Origin of the sequence: Streptomyces dryopteridis, assembly GCF_049606955.1 — a bacterium.
GTDB lineage: Bacteria > Actinomycetota > Actinomycetes > Streptomycetales > Streptomycetaceae > Streptomyces.
On sequence record NZ_CP187113.1, the window covers coordinates 2,885,468 to 2,902,107 of the forward strand.

Below are 16,640 nucleotides of genomic sequence, written 5' to 3' on the forward strand. Positions count from 1 at the left end.
CCGATGCTACGACCCCCGCGCCGCCACCCCCCGCGCCTCGAACCCCCGCGCCGCGCCACCGAATCCGCCCGCGCCCCCGCGCTCCCGCACCAGCTCGGTCAGCCGCTCCCACGCCGCGTCCGTCTCCCCGACGGGCGCGAACACGTGCAGCGCCGGGCCCGTGGCGTCGGCGACCGTCGGCACCCGCAGGCTCTGCCAGTCCAGCGCCAGCTCCCCGGCCACCGGGTGTCGGAAGCGCCGGCGCCCCGCTCCGCACATCATCACCTCGCCGGAGGCCCACCGGTCGCGGAACTCCCCGCTGCCCGCCGCCAACACGTCGATCAACGCGATCAGCTCGGCGTCGCGCGGGAACCGCCCGGCCGCCACCTGCAACAGGCCCACCACCTCGCGGGCCCGCGCCTCCCAATCCGCGTACACCTCCCGCGCGGCCGGATCGAGGAAGACGAACCGGGCGTCGTTGGTGTCTCGGCCACCCTCCCCCGGACGCCCCAACAGCTCCCCGCCCGCCGCGTTCCAGGCCATCAACTCCACCCGGTGGTCGGTCACGAAGGCCGGCAGCGGGTCCGCGGCCTCCAACAACCGCCGCAGCACCTCGGGGACGTGGGGCAGGGGCGGCTCGGCCCGGCGCGCCCCGGCCAGGGTCTCCAGGTGCCGGCGCTCGGACGCGTCCAGGCGCAGGGCCCGGGCGAGCGCGGTCAACACCTCGTCGGAGGGGGCGTTGGCCCGGCCCTGTTCGAGCCGCACGTAGTAGTCCACGCTGATGCCGGCCAGTTGGGCCAACTCCTCGCGCCGCAGCCCCGGCACCCGCCGGCGGGCACCCGCCGGGATCCCGACCTCCGCCGGCGAGACCCGGCCCCGCCGCGCCGCGAGGAACCCGCCCAACGCGGGCCGCAGCACCGCCGGCGGCGCCGTCTCCCCCATCGTCCCGTCCATCCCCGACCCCCGTCTCTCGCCTCCCAGTATGAGGGGGGACCCACGGGTACCAGGATCGGCGGTCCGTCGGTGAGAGGGGGCGCCGGCTGTTTCGCGCGCACCGCACGAGAGTGGTGCCATGACCCAGCACACCACCGCTCCCGGGGGCGACCGGCCCCGCCGCGTCCTCCTCGTCACCGCCCACCCCGAGCCCCGTTCCCTCACCTCCACCCTCTCCGCGTTCGCCGAGGAGCACCTGCGCGGCCTCGGGCACGAGGTGCGCACCTCGGACCTGCACGCGATGAAGTGGAAGCCGGTCCTCGACGCCGAGGACTTCCCCGCGCACCCGGACGGAGAGCCGCTCGTCCTCCTCGACGCCCAGACCCGCGCCCAGGCCGAGGGAAGGCTGCCGGCCGACGTCCTGGCCGAGCAGGAGAAGATCCGCTGGGCCGACGCCGTCGTGCTGCAGTTCCCGCTCTGGTGGTTCGGGGTGCCCGCGATCCTGAAGGGCTGGCTGGACCGGGTGTTCACCCCCGGTTTCGCCCACGGCCCCGCGCTGCCCGCCCCCTACACCGCCGGGTCCGCGCTCGGCGGCCGGCGGGCCCTGCTGGTGAGCGTGTCCGGCTCCCGCGAGGGCGCCCTCTCCGACCGGGGGGTGCACGGCCCGCTCACGGAGCTCCTGCACCCGATCCAGCACGGCGTGTTCTGGTTCACCGGCATGGCCCCGCTCGAACCCTTCGGCGTGTACGGCAGCCACGGTCTCGACCCGGAGCGGTTCGCCGAGGTGCGGGCCGCGTACGCGGCCCGCCTCGACGGCCTGTTCGGAGACCCCGTGCTGCCGTACCTGCCCCTCGACGAGGAGCACTACGACCACGACATGCGGTTGCTCCCGGGCCGCGGGACCCCGGGCGCCGGCGGGCTCGCCCTGCACCGGCGGGCCTGACCGGGCCCGGGTCCCAAGCCAGGGGTCTCAGGCCAGGGGCGACCCGAACCAGGTGGTGAGCGCCGCCTCGGGGCCGGGCGCGTCCTGCGCGCCGGCGACCCAGACCACGTGCCCGTCGGGCCGCAGCAGCACCGCCGGCGCCTCGATGTCCACCTCGGGGTCCACGAGGTGGTCGACCCGGTCCGTCCAGCCGGTCGGCGCGTGCCCACCGGTCCGGTCCACGAGCAGGCCCCGGCCCGTGCGCGTCCGCTCGTACAGCCGCCCCTCGCGCAGCGGCAGGTCGCGCAACCGGCGCCCGAGCAGCGGGTGATCGGCGCCGGGCACCTCGTAGCGGACGTCGAGTGCGGTGATGATCCCGGTCAGGTGCCGGTTGACCTCCTCGAACTCCATCAACCGCGCCAGCAGCCCGCGCAGCGCGACCGCGCCGGGCTCGGTGCCCAACAGGGTCATCTGCGCGCGGGTGTTGGCGAGCACGGCGGCGCCGACCGGGTGCCGTTCGGCGTGGTAGGTGTCGAGCAGCCCCTCGGGGGCCCACCCGCGCACCGTCGCGGCCAGCTTCCAGCCCAGGTTGAAGGCATCCTGCACGCCGATGTTGAGGCCCTGGCCGCCGGTGGGCGGGTGCACGTGGGCGGCGTCGCCGGCGAGCAGCACCCGGCCGAGGCGGTAGCGCTCGGCCTGCCGGGTCGCGTCCCCGAACCGGGAGAGCCAGCGGGGGGAGTGGACGCCGAAGTCGGTGCCGGCCACGGCCCGCAGGCGCTCGCGGAACTCCTCCAGGGTCGGCGGGGTGCTCCGGTCCTCGGCGACCCCGTCGGCGGGCACGATCACCCGGTACAGGCCCGCCTCCCCGCCCGCGTCGGGGGCGAGGCCGAAGCGCAGCTCGGTGCGGCGCACCTCCTCCACCACGGCGGCCACCTTCGCCGGGTCCTCGGTGACCTCCATCTCGCCGAGGAGGGTCTCCACCCGGGCGGGCTCGCCGGGAAAGTCGATGCCGACGGCCTTGCGGACGGTGCTGCGTCCCCCGTCGCAGCCGACGAGCCAGGCGGTCCGCAGCAGGGTGCCGTCGGCGAGTTCGACATCCACCCCCCGCGGGTCCTGGCGCACGTCGCGCACCTCGACGCCCCAGCGCAGCTCCGCCCCGAGTTCCAGGGCCCGATCGCGCAGCAGGCGCTCGGTGACCGGCTGCGGGCTCGCCAGGCCGTACGGGTGCCCGGTGTCCATGCCCGCGGGCCACTCCTTGTGCACCCCGCCGTACATGCCGCCGACCCGGAACTCGGCACTCTCGGCGCGGAACCGTTCCAGCAGCCCGCGCTGGTCCATGATCTCCACGCTGCGGGCGTGCAGCCCCTGACCCCGGGACTCCCCGGAGGGTCGCGTCAGCCGCTCCAGCACCAGCACCCGCACCTCGGCCAACCGCAGCTCGGCCGCCAGCATCAGCCCGGTCGGCCCGCCGCCCACCACGATCACGTCGAACATCCCACAGCCCTTTCCACGCCACACCCGAATCCCGACCGCCCCCGGCGGCTCAGGTCGGTCATTGTGCGACGGCCGAGGGGCCTTGCGGCAAGGCCCCCCACGGGCTATAAGTTGAACAGGGCGAGGAGCCGGCATCCTCGCCCTTCGCGTTTCCCCGCCCCGCCCCCGCCCGCTCAGAGCGTCTTCACGGTGCCGCCGTCGATGACGTGGTCGGCGCCGGTGATGTTGCCCGCGACGTCGGAGAGCAGGAACGCGATCAGGGCCGCCACTTCCTCGGGTTCGGTGATCCGGCCGCTGGTGATCCCGAACGCCTGCGGGATCCGTCGGAGGAAGGCCGCGTGCTCCGCCCCGGCTCCGGCCGCCACCTTGCCCCCGAATCCGTCGGGGTTGGCCGCGCTGTACGCGACCGGGCCGGCGGCGGGCAGCCGGGAGTTGACGGACGAGACGTTGACGATCGCCCCCCGGCGTTCGATCAGGCTGGGCAGCGCGGCGCGGGTGGCACGGACGGCGCTGAGCAGGTTGATGTCGAGGGCGCCGATCCACTGGGAGTCCTCGGTGTCGAGGAAGCCCACGGGCTCCACGTCGTCCCCGCCGCCGACGTTGTTCACCAGCAGGTCGATGCCGCCCAGTTCGACGAGGGCACGCTCCATGAGGTGGGCGACGCCTTCGGCGGTGCTCAGGTCGGCCGACACCGTGTGCGCGCCGGTTTCCCGCAACTCGGGCGTGATGGTGCGGGCGGCGCCGACGACACGGACGCCCTCGGCCCTGAGGGTGCGGACGCTCGCGAGCCCGATGCCCCGGCCCGCTCCGGTGACGACGGCGGTCTTGCAGTAGCACCATTCTTGACCCACAGGTCAAGAATGGTGAGCCCAACCGCCTCCACCCACCCGGATCAGGTGTTGGCCATGTCCACGAAGCGGGAGTAGTGGCCCTGGAAGGCCACCGTGATCGTGGCCGTGGGGCCGTTTCGGTGCTTGGCGACGATCAGGTCGGCCTCGCCGGCGCGCGGGGACTCCTTCTCGTAGGCGTCCTCGCGGTGCAGCAGGATGACCATGTCGGCGTCCTGCTCGATGGAGCCGGACTCACGCAGGTCGGAGACCATCGGCTTCTTGTCGGTGCGCTGTTCGGGTCCTCGGTTCAGCTGCGAGAGCGCGATCACCGGGACCTCCAGCTCCTTGGCGAGGAGCTTGAGGTTACGGGACATGTCGGAGACCTCCTGCTGCCGGCTCTCGGGCCGGCGGGAGCCGCCGGACTGCATCAGCTGGAGATAGTCGATCACGACGAGCTGGAGGTCCTGGCGCTGCTTGAGGCGCCGGCATTTGGCGCGGATCTCCATCATCGACAGGTTGGGGGAGTCGTCGATGTAGAGGGGGGCGGCCGAGACGTCGGGCATGCGGCGGGCCAGCCGGGTCCAGTCGTCGTCGGTCATGGTGCCGGAACGCATGTGGTGCAGGGCCACCCGGGCCTCGGCGGACAGCAGGCGCATCGCGATCTCGTTGCGGCCCATTTCGAGCGAGAAGATCACGCTGGGCAGGTTGTTCTTGATCGAACAGGCCCGCGCGAAGTCCAGGGCCAGGGTGGACTTGCCCATCGCGGGACGGGCCGCGATGACGATCATCTGGCCGGGGTGCAGGCCGTTGGTGAGGGAGTCGAGGTCGGTGAAGCCCGTGGGCACGCCGGACATCTGGCCGCTGCGCGAACCGATCGCCTCGATCTCGTCGAGGGCGCCCTCCATGATGTCGCCCAGCGGCAGGTAGTCCTCGGAGGTGCGCTGTTCGGTGACGGCGTAGATCTCGGCCTGGGCGCTGTTGACGATCTCGTCCACGTCGCCGTCGGCGGCATAGCCCATTTGCGTGATCTTCGTACCGGCGGCGACGAGGCGACGCAGCACGGCGCGCTCGTGGACGATCTCCGCGTAGTACTCGGCGTTCGCCGCCGTGGGCACCGACTGCACGAGGGTGTGCAGGTAGGAGGAGCCGCCGACCTTCGCGATCTCGCCGCGTCGGGTCAGCTCGGCGCCGACCGTGATCGGGTCGGCCGGCTCGCCCTTGGCGTACAGGTCGAGGATGGCCTGGTAGATGGTCTCGTGCGAGGGCCGGTAGAAGTCGTGGCCCTTGAGCACCTCGACCACGTCGGCGATGGCGTCCTTGGACAGCAGCATGCCGCCGAGCACGGACTGCTCGGCGTCGAGGTCCTGCGGGGGCACCCGCTCGAAGCCGCCGCCGCCCGTCCCGCCCGAGTCGCCGTCCCAGCCGCCGTCCCCGTCCCGGCCGCCCCGGCGCTCCCCGTCCCGACCTCGGCCCTCGCCCCGCCGCGAGCGGGACACGGGCAGACGATCGCCCGGACCGCTGTCGGCCCAGGGGTCGTCCATGGGCTCGGGAATGCTCACCGGGCCGCCTCCTCCCGTCCGCTGCGCGGACCTCGCCGTGCCATTCTTTCTACGTCACGGCTCTGACATGTGGATGCCGCGGGCACCGTTCGGCGCGTCGGACACCGCCCCACGGTAGAGCCGCGAACGACGTCAGCCAATCCGGTTATCCACAGGGCGTGTGGATGAGATGTGGATGACGGGCCCGATCCTGTGGGTAACTCCCCCCAAGCTGTGTACGGACCGGGGGACGAGCCTGTGGACAAAATCACCGCCACCCCCACGACACCCCATCTGACCTGCGAAGACTCCGATCTCGCGACGAGCGCCGGAAAATAATCCGAGCAGACTCCCCGATCGCCGCCATCAGGGCGCGCGCGCCGGCCCCCGCGCGCCGTGCGTAAGGGTTGAGACACGGTTGCATTCATTACCTGTGGAAGATTGGATGGGGACCATGACAAGCGCTCCCCCGACCCCCGCCACCGGGCCCCGCCGCCACGACCGCGAAATCCTCGCCCTGGCCGTCCCCGCCTTCGGCGCCCTCGTCGCCGAACCCCTCTTCGTCATGGTCGACAGCGCCGTCGTCGGACACCTCGGCACGCCGCAGCTCGCGGGGCTCGGCGTCGCCGCCGCCCTCCTCACCACGGCCGTCAGCGTCTTCGTCTTCCTCGCCTACGCCACCACCGCCGCCGTGGCCCGCCGGGTCGGCGCCGGGGACATGGGCGCCGCCATCCGCCAGGGCATGGACGGCATCTGGCTCGCCCTGCTGCTCGGCGCCCTCGTGGTCGCCGTGGTCCTGCCCACCGCCCCCTGGCTCGTCGGACTCTTCGGGACCTCCGACACGGCCCTGCCGTACGCCGTCACCTACCTGCGGATCTCCGCCCTCGGCATCCCGGCCATGCTCGTGGTGCTCGCCGCCACCGGCGTGATCCGCGGCCTCCAGGACACCCGCACGCCCCTCTACGTGGCCATCGGCGGGTTCAGCGTGAACGCCGCCCTCAACGTGCTGCTCGTCTACGGCGCCGGCCTCGGCATCGCCGGCTCCGCCTGGGGCACGGTGATCGCGCAGTGCGGCATGGCCGCCGCCTACCTCGTGGTGGTCGTGCGCGGGGCCCGCCGGCACCACGCCTCGCTGCGCCCGGACGCCGCGGGCATCCGCGCCTGTGCCCAGGCCGGGGCCCCGCTGCTGATCCGCACCCTCTCGCTGCGCGCCGTCCTCATGATCGCCACCGCCGTCGCGGCCGGGCTCGGCGACGCCGACATCGCCGCGCACCAGATCCTGCTCTCGCTGTGGAGCCTGCTGGCCTTCGCCCTGGACGCCATCGCGGTGGCGGGGCAGGCCATCATCGGGCGCTACCTCGGCGCCGGGGACACCGAGGGCGCCAAGGCGGTCTGCCGACGGATGGTCCAGTGGGGGATCGGCACCGGGATCGTGCTGGGGGTGCTGGTGGTGGCCTCCCGGCCGCTGTTCGTGCCCCTGTTCACCTCGGACCCCGCCGTGCACGAGGCCCTGCTGCCCGCCCTGCTCGTGGTGGCGATCTCGCAGCCCGTCTCGGGGATCGTCTTCGTGCTGGACGGGGTGCTGATGGGCGCGGGCGACGGGCCGTACCTGGCCGGGGCCATGCTGGTGACCCTCGCGGTCTTCGCCCCGGTCGCCCTGCTCGTGCCGAGCATGGGCGGCGGGCTGACGGCGCTGTGGTGGGCCATGACCCTGATGATGCTGGTGCGCATGGTCACCCTTCAGCTGCGGGCCCGCTCGGGTCGCTGGCTGGTCACCGGAGCCACCCGCTGAGGCCGCTGTTTCACGTGAAACAGACGCGAAGAGGGCCCGCACCCCGGGGGGTGCGGGCCCTCTTCAAGCGTTCAACGCGCTCAGGCGGCGACGACCTCGACGGCCACGTTCGCGGAGACCTCGGCGTGCAGACGCACGGAGACCTGGTGCGAACCCAGGGTCTTGATCGGGGAGCCCAGCTGGACGCCACGCTTGTCGATCTTCGGGCCACCGGAAGCCTCGATCGCCGCGGCCACGTCGGCCGGGGTCACGGAGCCGAAGAGACGGCCGGCGTCACCCGAACGGGTGGCCAGACGCACCTTGACGGCCTCGAGCTTGGCCTTGACCTCGTTGGCCTGCTCGATGGTCTGGATCTCGTGGATCTTGCGGGCGCGGCGGATCTGCGCCACGTCCTTCTCGCCACCCTTGGTCCAGCGGATCGCGTAACCGCGCGGGACCAGGTAGTTGCGGGCGTAGCCGTCCTTGACTTCGACGACGTCGCCGGCGCCACCGAGGCCGGAGACCTCGTGGGTAAGGATGATCTTCATTGTTCGGTCACCCTTTCCTTATCGCGCGGTGGACGTGTAGGGCAGCAGCGCCATCTCACGGCTGTTCTTGACGGCCGTGGCGACGTCACGCTGGTGCTGCGTGCAGTTGCCGGTCACGCGGCGGGCACGGATCTTGCCGCGGTCGGAGATGTACTTCCGCAGCATGTTCGTGTCCTTGTAGTCCACGTACGCGGTCTTGTCCTTGCAGAACGCGCAGACCTTCTTCTTAGGCTTGCGCACAGGCGGCTTCGCCATGATGTTTCTCCTGTGTGATCAAGAAGTGGGGATGAGCGCCCTCTAGAAGGGCGGCTCGTCCGAGCTGCCACCGCCGCCGGAGTTTCCACCCCAGCCGCCGCCGTTGCCGCCGCCGGAGCTTCCGCCCCAGCCGCCACCGCCGCCGCCCTGCGGGCCGCCGGACGGAGCGCCCGCCGACCAGGGGTCGTCGGAGCCGCCGCCCTGCGGGGCGCCGCCGGCCGGGGCACCCCAGCCGCCGCCACCGCCACCCGGCTGCTGGCCGCCGCCGCCGTAGCCGCCCTGGCCACCGCGACCGGTGGTGCGGGTGACCTTGGCCGTGGCGTTGCGCAGGCTGGGGCCGACTTCCTCGACGTCCAGCTCGAAGACCGTGCGCTTGACACCCTGGTTGTCGTCGTACGACCGCTGGCGGAGCCGGCCCTGAACGACGACGCGCATCCCCTTCTGCAGGGACTCCGCGACGTTCTCGGCCGCCTGGCGCCACACCGAGCAGGTCAGGAACAGGCTTTCGCCGTCCTTCCACTCGTTGGTCTGGCGGTCGAAGGTCCGCGGGGTGGACGCGACGCGGAACTTCGCGACGGGCACACCTGCCGGGGTGAAGCGCAGCTCGGGGTCGTCGACGAGATTGCCGACGACCGTGATGACGGTCTCGCCTGCCATGGATGAACCTCTCGGCGGGATTGCTTCTGGCTGCTTGTGACTACTCGGAACCCGTAAACCCGTGAACCGAGGTTCAGTGGGTCTCGGGGCGGAGGACCTTGGTCCGGAGGACCGACTCGTTCAGGTTCATCTGGCGGTCGAGCTCCTTGACAACCGCAGGCTCGGCCTGCAGGTCGATGACCGAGTAGATGCCCTCGGGCTTCTTCTTGATCTCGTAAGAGAGACGACGACGGCCCCAGGTGTCGACCTTCTCGACCTTTCCGTTGCCCTCACGGACGACGGAGAGGAAGTTCTCGATCAGGGGGGAGACAGCGCGCTCCTCCAGATCGGGGTCGAGGATGACCATCACCTCGTAGTGACGCATGTGGAACCCACCTCCTTTGGACTCAGCGGCCACGGTCGTTCCGTGGCAGGAGGGTCGTGATGCGTACGCACCCTCGTCACAGGACAGGGGTGCAGACCGTTCAGAGTACCCGGTCACCGCCTTCCGGTTGAAATCCGGCCGTGGGGGGACACACCCTGTACACATCGGGTGCGCTCCTGACCCGGGCCCGGCAACCCCGCCGGCCTGGGGTTTCGAGCGCCGTGCTGCGTCCGCCAGGAGGTGCCTTCCGATGGCACAGGCATTGCGACCCCAGTCCTCGATCTCCCTCTTCGCCACCGACGGCAAGCCCCACCCCGTCCAGGACACGCTGGTGGCGGCCACCCTCGTGCTCGGCGCCGTGGCGTTCGTCACGGCCTTCTTCCACCACCTGCACCTGATCAGCTCCTGGGCCGGGCTCCTCGGGATCATCACCGGGGCCTACGGACAGTTCATCTCCGAGACCACGCGCGAGCGCTTCGCGTTGATCGTCGGCCTAGGGGCAGCGGGCATCGGCTTCTTCCTCGGCATGGCGCACGGCGGCCTCTTCGGCGGCGTGATCGGCTGAGGGAACTCCTCCGGCGGCCTCGCGGAACCACCCGGCCCCTCGCGGACGTTTCACGTGAAACACCGCGTGCGGCCTTCTGACCGCGAGTTTCGGGGCCCGTCCCCCAAGGGCCGGGCGCCCTTGTCGCAGTAGGCTTCCCGCCATACCTGCGAAGCCGCCGGAGGAGACACCCCGCATGAGCCTGTCCCTGAGGACCATCAGCCGAGAGCAGCATCTGGCCTATCTCCAGAGCCTGCCCTCGGCGAGCCACTGCCAGGTCCCGGCGTGGGCCGACGTCAAGAACGAATGGCGTCCGGAGAACCTCGGCTGGTTCGACAACAACACCGGCCAACTGGTCGGCGTGGCGCTGGTGCTGTACCGCCAGCTGCCCAAGGTCAAGCGCTACCTGGCCTATCTGCCCGAGGGCCCGGTCATCAACTGGAACGCGCCCAACCTGGCCGAGTGGCTGGAGCCGATGCTCGCCCACCTCAAGGCCCAGGGCGCGTTCACGGTGAAGATGGGCCCCCCGGTGGTGATCCGCAAGTGGAACGCGGCCGCCATCAAGTCCGGCATCCAGGACCCCGAGGTCAAGCGCCTGCGGGACGTGGAACCCAGCCACATCGAGCCGCGCGCCTTCGAGGTCTCCGACAAGCTCCGTCGGATGGGCTGGCAGCAGGGCGAGGACGGCGGGGCCGGCTTCGGCGACGTGCAGCCGCGCTACGTCTTCCAGGTGCCGCTCGCCAACCGCTCGTTGGACGACGTGCTCAAGGGCTTCAACCAGCTCTGGCGACGGAACATCAAGAAGGCCGAGAAGGCCGGCGTCGAGGTGGTCCAGGGCGGCTACGAGGACCTGCCCACCTGGCAGCACCTGTACGAGATCACGGCGGTCCGCGACAAGTTCCGCCCGCGCCCGCTGAGCTACTTCCAGCGCCAGTGGACGGCCCTCAACACCGAGGACCCCAACCGCATGCGCCTGTACTTCGCCGTGCACGAGGGCGAGGCGGTGGCCGCCGCGACCATGATCACCGTGGGCCAGCACGTCTGGTACTCCTACGGGGCCTCGGCCAACCACAAGCGCGAGGTGCGCCCGTCCAACGCGATGCAGTGGCGGATGCTGCGCGACGCCTACGCCCTGGGCGCGAGCGTCTACGACCTGCGCGGCATCAGCGACACGCTGGACGAGAACGACCACCTGTTCGGCCTGATCCAGTTCAAGGTCGGCACCGGCGGCGAGGCCGTCGAGTACGTCGGCGAGTGGGACTTCCCGCTCAACAAGCTGCTCCACAAGGCGCTCGACATGTACATGTCCCGGCGCTGATCCGCGACGGCCGCCGGACCCCAGGGCCCGGCGGCCCCCGCAGTCCATCGAGAAGTTGTCGGGTCGGGACCGCCACCGCGGCGGGACCCGGTTCTCGCGAGAGAGGGTTCACTCGGGCATGGCGCTCACGCTCTACGTCGACACCGCGCGCTGGCGTGCGCACCAGAAGCACGTCCTCGACCAGTTCCCCGGGATCATCCCGGTCTGCAAGGGCAACGGCTACGGCTTCGGCCACGAGCGGCTCTGCGAGGAGGCGACCCTGATGGGCGCCGACGTCCTGGCCGTCGGCACCACCTACGAGGCCGCGAAGATCAAGGACCTGTTCGGCGGGGACCTGCTCGTCCTCACCCCCTTCCGGCGCGGCGAGGAGCCCATCCCGCTGCCCGACCGCGTGATCCGCTCCGTCTCCTCCGTGGACGGGGTCCGCGGGCTGGTCGGCGCCCGCGTCGTCATCGAGTGCATGAGCACCATGCGCCGGCACGGCATCTCCGAGCAGGACCTGCCGCTGCTGCACTCCGCCCTGGAGGACGTGCGGCTGGAGGGCTTCGCCCTGCACCTGCCGCTGGACCGGCCCGACGGCTCCGACGCCGTCGAGGAGGTCATCGCCTGGATGGAGCGGCTGCGCGCGGCCCGACTGCCGCTGCACAGCATGTTCGTGAGCCACCTGCGGGCCGAGGAACTGGCCCGGCTCCAGCAGCAGTTCCCGCAGACCCGGTTCCGGGCCCGGATCGGCACCCGGCTGTGGCTCGGCGACCACGAGTCCACCCAGTACCGGGGCGCCGTCCTCGACGTCACCCGGGTCGCCAAGGGCGACCGCTTCGGCTACCGGCAGCAGAAGGCCGCCTCCGACGGCTGGCTCGTGGTGGTCGCCGGCGGCACCTCGCACGGGGTCGGCCTGGAGTCCCCCAAGGCCCTGCACGGCGTGATGCCCCGGGCCAAGGGCGTGGCCCGCGCGGGCCTGGCCACCGTCAACCGCAACCTGTCGCCCTTCGTCTGGGACGGCAAGCAGCGCTGGTTCGCCGAGCCCCCGCACATGCAGGTCTCCATCGTGTTCGTGCCCTCGGACGCCGCCGAGCCCCGGGTCGGCGACGAGCTGGTGGCCCACCTGCGGCACACCACCACCCAGTTCGACCGCGTCCTCGACGCCTGAGCCCCGCGCGGGCCCCACACGAACCCGGCCCCCGCACCACGACGGTGCGGGGGCCGGGGCGCATCCGTGCCGCGGGCTCAGACCGGGCCCTCGTCGCGGGACGGGGCACCCCAGCTGACCCGCCGGCCCCGCTCGCCCTCCGTGTCCGGCTCGTCGGCCGCCCCGGGCCCCCGGCCCGCCCAGGACAACGCGTCGGGCGCCCCGTCCAGCACCCCGCCGCTCGGGTCGTCCGAACCGTCCCGGCGCACCGGGTCCCGATCGGGTCGCAGCACGTCCCGGATCACCACCGCGCACAACCAGGCCGTGCCCAGCAGGTGCGCGAGGATCGCCACCTGGTAGCCCTCCACCGGCAGGCCCTGGTGCTTGTCCCCGTTGCCGGTGTACGCCAGGTACATCCAGATGCCGAGGAAGTAGCAGACCTCGGCCGCCTGCCAGATCAGGAAGTCCCGCCAGCGCGGCCGGGCCAGCACGGCCAGCGGGATCAGCCACAGCACGTACTGCGGGGAGTAGACCTTGTTGGTGAGCACGAACGCGGCCACCACCAGGAACGCGACCTGCGCGAACCGGGGCCGGCGCGGCGCCTTCAGCACGAGGACCGCCAGCCCCGCGCAGAGCAGCAGCATCAGCACGGTGGCGTAGGTGTTCGCGCCGTCCAGCGGGTTGCCGGTGCGCTGTGAGATCAGCAGCCAGACCGAGCCGAAGTCGATCCCGCGCTCCTGGCTGAAGGTGTAGAACTTCGTCCACCCCTCCCAGGCCACCAGCATGACCGGCACGTTCACCAGCAGCCAGGCCCCGGCCGCGCCCAGCAGCGCCCGGCCCGCCTCCCGCCGGGCGCCGGCCCGCAGGCAGAGCACCAGCAGGGGGCCGAGCAGCAGCACCGGGTAGAGCTTCGCGGCGGTGGCCAGCCCGATCAGCACGCCGAAGGCCAGGGCCCGCCCCCGGGACCACATCAGGACGGCGGCGGCGGTCAGGGCCACGGCCAACAGGTCCCAGTTCACGGTCGCGGTCAGGGCCGCGGCGGGCGCCAAGGCCACCATCAGCCCGTCCCAGGGCCGGCGCCGGTGGGTGCGGGCCGTACAGACCGCCACGACCACCGCGCACACCAGCAGCATCCCGGCGTTGACCAGCCAGTACACCTGCTCGCGGTGCATCGTCGTGCCGCCGCCGGGGGTCATCCAGGAGGCGATCTGCATGAAGGCCCCGGTCAGCACCGGGTACTCCAGGTAGCGCATCTCCCCGGGCAGCGCGTCGAGGTACGGCACCAGCCCGTCGGCGAAGCCCCGCGCGGCGTACAGGTGCGGGATGTCGGAGTAGCAGGCGTGCACGTACTGCGAGGTGGCGCCCCGGAACCAGGCCCAGTCGTAACAGGGCAGCTTCTGCGCCATCCCCAGGGCGAACATGCCGATCGCGACCAGCGCGATCACCCGCACCGGGTGCCACCAGTGGCCCCCCGGCCGCGCGAAGCGGCCCCACGGACCGCCGATCAGCTCGCTGCCCGCGGCCGCGACCTCGTCACGGCGGGTCGGCGATACGGGGTCCTCCAGGCGCGCCTTCGTCATGCGCTCATCCTGCCGTACCGGGCCCGGAACGGGCGCGGAGACGGACGCCGCGACGGGCGAGGGCCGCCGCGCCCCCGGGGGAGGTGCGACGGCCCTCGGGGCCGGGAACAGGGTCACCGGCGGTCGGACTCACCGCCCAACAGCCCGCCCCGGCCGGGCCGGGAGCCGGGCTCGGTGGGCATCGGCCCCGGCGTGGGGCCGCCCTCGCCCGCCGGGCCGCCGCCCGGGGTGCCCGGGGCGCCGCCCGTGCCCTCGGCCGGCTCCTGCCCCGGGTCGCAGTACAGGTCCCACGGCTTGCAGGTGGGCGCGGCCCCGGGGGAGGCCGAACCGGACGGGGAGGCGCTGGGGGAGGGCGCCGACTCGGAGGGCGAGGGGGAGGCGGAGGCCGGCGCGGAGGGCTCCGGGGTCGGGGCGCCGGCGGCGTCGGCGACCACGCCGAGGGGTTCGGCGGGCGGGAACTGCCGGACCGGTCGGCCGTCCAGGGCGGCCTTCATGTAGCGGGTCCAGATGACGGCCGGGATGTCGCCGCCGTGGATGGAGTCGATGCCGCCGGTGCCGTTCATCGACATCAGCTCGCGGGCCGGGGAGTTCGGGTTGTTGCGGAACAGGGCGACGGCGGTGGACAGCTCCGGGGTGTAGCCGACGAACCAGGCCGACTTGTTCTGGTCGGTGGTGCCGGTCTTGCCGGCGGCCGGACGGCCGAGCTTGGCGGCCTTGGTGCCGGTGCCCTCCGTGACCACCTTGCGCAGCACGTCGGTGACGTTGTCGGCGACGGTGTTGTCCATCGCGCGCTCCGCCTCCGGGGCCTCGAACCCGGGCAGCTCCTTGCCGTCCTTGAGCACCTTGGTGACGGAGAAGGGGTCGTGGTGGGAGCCGGAGGCCGCGAAGGTGGCGTAGGAGTCGGCCATCCGGATCGCGCTGGGGGTGGAGGTGCCCAGGGCGAAGGAGGCGTCGTTATTCGGGTTCATCGAGTCCTTGAGGATGCCGGTGGACTCGGCGAGCTCGCGGACCTTGTCGTGGCCCACGTCGAAGACGAGCTGGGCGAAGGGGGTGTTGATGGACTTCTCCATCGCCTCCGTGAGGGTGACGTAGCCGTAGGGCTTGTCGCTCTCGTTCTTCTGCCGGAACGGCCGGCCCTTGCTGTCGAGCAGCGGCTGGCCCTCGCGGTTGTCGATGACGGCGAGGTCGTTGCCGTTGTACTTGCTGGCCGGGGAGAGGGGTTCGCCGTCGGAGTGCTGGGTGCCGTAGCGGAAGGCGGCGGCCAGCACGAAGGGCTTCCACGTGGACCCGACCGGCACCCCGGCGGTGTTGGCGTTGTTGTTGAAGTACTTCTTGTCGAATCCGGGGCCGCCGTACAGGGCCACGATGGCCCCGCTCTCCACGTCCACGGAGGCCGCGCCCACCTGCACGTGGGTGTCGTGCGCGGGCCGCTTCTCCTCGTCCAGGAATGCCTCGCGGCTCTCCTGCACGGCCGTGCTCAGCGCCTCCACCTTCGCCTTGTCGAAGGTGGTGTGGATCTGGAACCCGCCCTTGGCCAGTTCCTCGGCCTGGAGGTCGGCGGTCTTGAGCACGTAGCTCTTCGCGGTGTCCACCAGGTAGCCGATCTGCCCGGACAGCGAGCGGGCCTGCGCGGAGTCCACCAGGGCCGGGAAGGTGCGGTAGCGGTCCCGTTCGCTCTGCTCCAGCCGGCCCACCAGCACCTCGCGGTCGAGCACCCAGGCCCAGCGCTTCTTGGCCCGGATCGTGTTCTGCTCGGGGGTGGCGTTGTCGCCGATGCCACCGTCGGGGTTGTACAGGTTGGGGCCCTTGAGCATGGCCGCGAGGAAGGCGCTCTCGGAGGGGTTGAGGTCCTGGCAGTCCTTGCCGAAGTAGGCGCGGGCGGCGGCCTGGATGCCGTACGCGTCGCGCCCGTAGTAGGCCGTGTTGAGGTAGCCGGCGAGGATGGTGTTCTTGTCTCCGGTCAGCCCGAGCTTGATGGAGATCAGCAGCTCGGTGACCTTGCGCTTGAGGGTCTGGTCGGCGGTCAGGAAGGTGTTCTTCACGTACTGCTGGGTGATGGTGGACCCGCCCTGGGTGGAGCCGCCCTTGGCCATGTTGACCACGGCGCGGGCGATGCCGGTGGGGTCGATGCCCTTGTCCGTCTCGAAGGTCACGTTCTCGGCCGCGATGACGGCGTTGCGCATGGACTTCGGGATCCGTTCGATGCCCACGATCTGCCGGTTGACGGTGCCTCCGGTGGCCACCATCTGGCTGCCGTCGGCCCAGAAGAACACGTTGTTCTGGGCCTCCGAGGTCTTGTTGGCGTCGGGGTAGCCGACCACGGCCACGCCGATGCCGGTGCCCAGGATCAGCGCGGTGAGAAAGCCGAGGACGGTGCCGCACACCAGCCGCCACGAGGGCACGAACCGCCGCCACCCGTCCCGGCCGGCCCGCGGGTAGTCGATCATCCGTCCGGAGTCCGCGCCCCTGCTCCGGCCGCGGCCTCCGTTTCCGCGCCGCGCGGCGGCTCGCCGGGCCTCGGCCCGGCCTCCCCCGGCGGGCCCGGCGCCCGGGTTCGCGCCCGGTCCGCCCGCACCCGCGCCCCGGCCGGGACGCTGCCGATCCGCCCGTCGGGACGCCGCACGGCCGCCCTCCCGGGACTGCGACGGTTTGCGACGGTGCTCGCTCATCGAACGACCAACTCCTCGGGCAGGCGCAAGACCTGATCGCGGCCTTGGAATTCCGGTTCCCCCGTGTCATGGCGCACAGACTACGCACGGTCACATGTCGGTCACGCTC

General features: G+C 72.1%; 15 protein-coding genes. 5 read left to right on the forward strand and 10 right to left on the reverse strand.

Features of this window, described 5'->3' with window-relative positions; all coding sequences use genetic code 11:
- Positions 1-6 precede the first annotated feature (6 nt).
- Positions 7-921, reverse strand: coding sequence for a helix-turn-helix domain-containing protein (locus ACN20G_RS12260; protein WP_424212787.1), 915 nt, complete (start codon positions 919-921; stop codon positions 7-9).
- 130 nt (positions 922-1,051) lie between these two features.
- Here ACN20G_RS12260 and ACN20G_RS12265 point away from each other — a divergent pair, with 130 nt between their 5' ends.
- Positions 1,052-1,855, forward strand: coding sequence for an NAD(P)H-dependent oxidoreductase (locus ACN20G_RS12265; protein WP_424212788.1), 804 nt, complete (start codon positions 1,052-1,054; stop codon positions 1,853-1,855).
- A gap of 27 nt (positions 1,856-1,882) precedes the next feature.
- Here ACN20G_RS12265 and ACN20G_RS12270 read toward each other — a convergent pair whose 3' ends face one another.
- The 3 genes from ACN20G_RS12270 to dnaB all read right to left on the reverse strand — a co-directional run bounded on the left by ACN20G_RS12270 (position 1,883) and on the right by dnaB (position 5,717).
- A complete protein-coding gene (locus tag ACN20G_RS12270) occupies positions 1,883-3,328 on the reverse strand; it encodes an FAD-dependent monooxygenase (RefSeq protein ID WP_424212789.1) in 1,446 nt (481 codons plus the stop codon).
- 173 nt (positions 3,329-3,501) lie between these two features.
- A complete protein-coding gene (locus tag ACN20G_RS12275) occupies positions 3,502-4,179 on the reverse strand; it encodes an SDR family oxidoreductase (RefSeq protein ID WP_424212790.1) in 678 nt (225 codons plus the stop codon).
- Between the two features lie 41 nt (positions 4,180-4,220).
- A complete protein-coding gene (gene dnaB, locus ACN20G_RS12280) occupies positions 4,221-5,717 on the reverse strand; it encodes a replicative DNA helicase (RefSeq protein WP_424212791.1) in 1,497 nt (498 codons plus the stop codon).
- 433 nt (positions 5,718-6,150) lie between these two features.
- Here dnaB and ACN20G_RS12285 point away from each other — a divergent pair, with 433 nt between their 5' ends.
- A complete protein-coding gene (locus tag ACN20G_RS12285) occupies positions 6,151-7,488 on the forward strand; it encodes an MATE family efflux transporter (RefSeq protein ID WP_424212792.1) in 1,338 nt (445 codons plus the stop codon).
- Positions 7,489-7,568: 80 nt separating this feature from the next.
- Here the strand turns inward: ACN20G_RS12285 and rplI are convergent, their stop codons facing one another.
- From rplI to rpsF, 4 genes are all read right to left on the reverse strand, one after another.
- The gene (gene rplI / locus ACN20G_RS12290) at positions 7,569-8,015 is read right to left on the reverse strand and encodes a 50S ribosomal protein L9 (RefSeq protein WP_424212793.1); all 447 of its coding nucleotides are present in this window, start codon (positions 8,013-8,015) and stop codon (positions 7,569-7,571) included.
- 18 nt (positions 8,016-8,033) lie between these two features.
- Entirely contained in the window at positions 8,034-8,270 is a 237-nt protein-coding gene (gene rpsR, locus ACN20G_RS12295) for a 30S ribosomal protein S18 (protein WP_358826448.1), read from the reverse strand.
- A 42-nt stretch (positions 8,271-8,312) separates the two neighbouring features.
- On the reverse strand, positions 8,313-8,927 hold the full coding sequence (locus ACN20G_RS12300) for a single-stranded DNA-binding protein (protein WP_424212794.1): 615 nt from the start codon (positions 8,925-8,927) through the stop codon (positions 8,313-8,315).
- A gap of 73 nt (positions 8,928-9,000) precedes the next feature.
- Positions 9,001-9,291, reverse strand: a complete 291-nt coding sequence (gene rpsF / locus ACN20G_RS12305) for a 30S ribosomal protein S6 (protein ID WP_006604399.1) — start codon at positions 9,289-9,291, stop codon at positions 9,001-9,003.
- Between the two features lie 250 nt (positions 9,292-9,541).
- Between rpsF and ACN20G_RS12310 the strand changes: the two genes are divergently transcribed.
- From ACN20G_RS12310 to ACN20G_RS12320, 3 genes are all read left to right on the forward strand, one after another.
- Positions 9,542-9,856 (forward strand): hypothetical protein, encoded by a 315-nt coding sequence (locus ACN20G_RS12310; RefSeq protein ID WP_424212795.1) that lies wholly within the window; start codon positions 9,542-9,544, stop codon positions 9,854-9,856.
- Between the two features lie 175 nt (positions 9,857-10,031).
- The gene (locus ACN20G_RS12315; RefSeq protein ID WP_424212796.1) at positions 10,032-11,153 is read left to right on the forward strand and encodes a lipid II:glycine glycyltransferase FemX; all 1,122 of its coding nucleotides are present in this window, start codon (positions 10,032-10,034) and stop codon (positions 11,151-11,153) included.
- A gap of 118 nt (positions 11,154-11,271) precedes the next feature.
- Positions 11,272-12,303 carry an alanine racemase gene (locus tag ACN20G_RS12320; RefSeq protein ID WP_424212797.1) on the forward strand — a complete coding sequence of 344 codons (1,032 nt, stop codon included), beginning with the start codon at positions 11,272-11,274 and terminating at the stop codon, positions 12,301-12,303.
- Between the two features lie 77 nt (positions 12,304-12,380).
- On the opposite strand, the gene ACN20G_RS12325 is transcribed toward ACN20G_RS12320, so the two are convergent.
- Positions 12,381-13,862: a glycosyltransferase family 87 protein gene (locus ACN20G_RS12325; protein WP_424212798.1), complete on the reverse strand. Its 1,482-nt coding sequence runs from the start codon at positions 13,860-13,862 to the stop codon at positions 12,381-12,383.
- 113 nt (positions 13,863-13,975) lie between these two features.
- Positions 13,976-16,531 (reverse strand): transglycosylase domain-containing protein, encoded by a 2,556-nt coding sequence (locus ACN20G_RS12330; protein WP_424212799.1) that lies wholly within the window; start codon positions 16,529-16,531, stop codon positions 13,976-13,978.
- Positions 16,532-16,640 lie beyond the last annotated feature (109 nt).

What these genes read in the sequence shown, in the direction of transcription:
- ACN20G_RS12260 (WP_424212787.1), bottom strand. Translation starts at nt 921, where the DNA reads ATGGGGGAGACGGCGCCGCCGGCGGTGCTGCGGCCCGCGTTGGGCGGG.
- ACN20G_RS12265 (WP_424212788.1), top strand. Translation starts at nt 1,052, where the DNA reads ATGACCCAGCACACCACCGCTCCCGGGGGCGACCGGCCCCGCCGCGTC.
- ACN20G_RS12270 (WP_424212789.1), bottom strand. Translation starts at nt 3,328, where the DNA reads ATGTTCGACGTGATCGTGGTGGGCGGCGGGCCGACCGGGCTGATGCTG.
- ACN20G_RS12285 (WP_424212792.1), top strand. Translation starts at nt 6,151, where the DNA reads ATGACAAGCGCTCCCCCGACCCCCGCCACCGGGCCCCGCCGCCACGAC.
- rplI (WP_424212793.1), bottom strand. Translation starts at nt 8,015, where the DNA reads ATGAAGATCATCCTTACCCACGAGGTCTCCGGCCTCGGTGGCGCCGGC.
- rpsR (WP_358826448.1), bottom strand. Translation starts at nt 8,270, where the DNA reads ATGGCGAAGCCGCCTGTGCGCAAGCCTAAGAAGAAGGTCTGCGCGTTC.
- ACN20G_RS12300 (WP_424212794.1), bottom strand. Translation starts at nt 8,927, where the DNA reads ATGGCAGGCGAGACCGTCATCACGGTCGTCGGCAATCTCGTCGACGAC.
- rpsF (WP_006604399.1), bottom strand. Translation starts at nt 9,291, where the DNA reads ATGCGTCACTACGAGGTGATGGTCATCCTCGACCCCGATCTGGAGGAG.
- ACN20G_RS12310 (WP_424212795.1), top strand. Translation starts at nt 9,542, where the DNA reads ATGGCACAGGCATTGCGACCCCAGTCCTCGATCTCCCTCTTCGCCACC.
- ACN20G_RS12315 (WP_424212796.1), top strand. Translation starts at nt 10,032, where the DNA reads ATGAGCCTGTCCCTGAGGACCATCAGCCGAGAGCAGCATCTGGCCTAT.
- ACN20G_RS12320 (WP_424212797.1), top strand. Translation starts at nt 11,272, where the DNA reads ATGGCGCTCACGCTCTACGTCGACACCGCGCGCTGGCGTGCGCACCAG.
- ACN20G_RS12325 (WP_424212798.1), bottom strand. Translation starts at nt 13,862, where the DNA reads ATGACGAAGGCGCGCCTGGAGGACCCCGTATCGCCGACCCGCCGTGAC.
- ACN20G_RS12330 (WP_424212799.1), bottom strand. Translation starts at nt 16,531, where the DNA reads ATGAGCGAGCACCGTCGCAAACCGTCGCAGTCCCGGGAGGGCGGCCGT.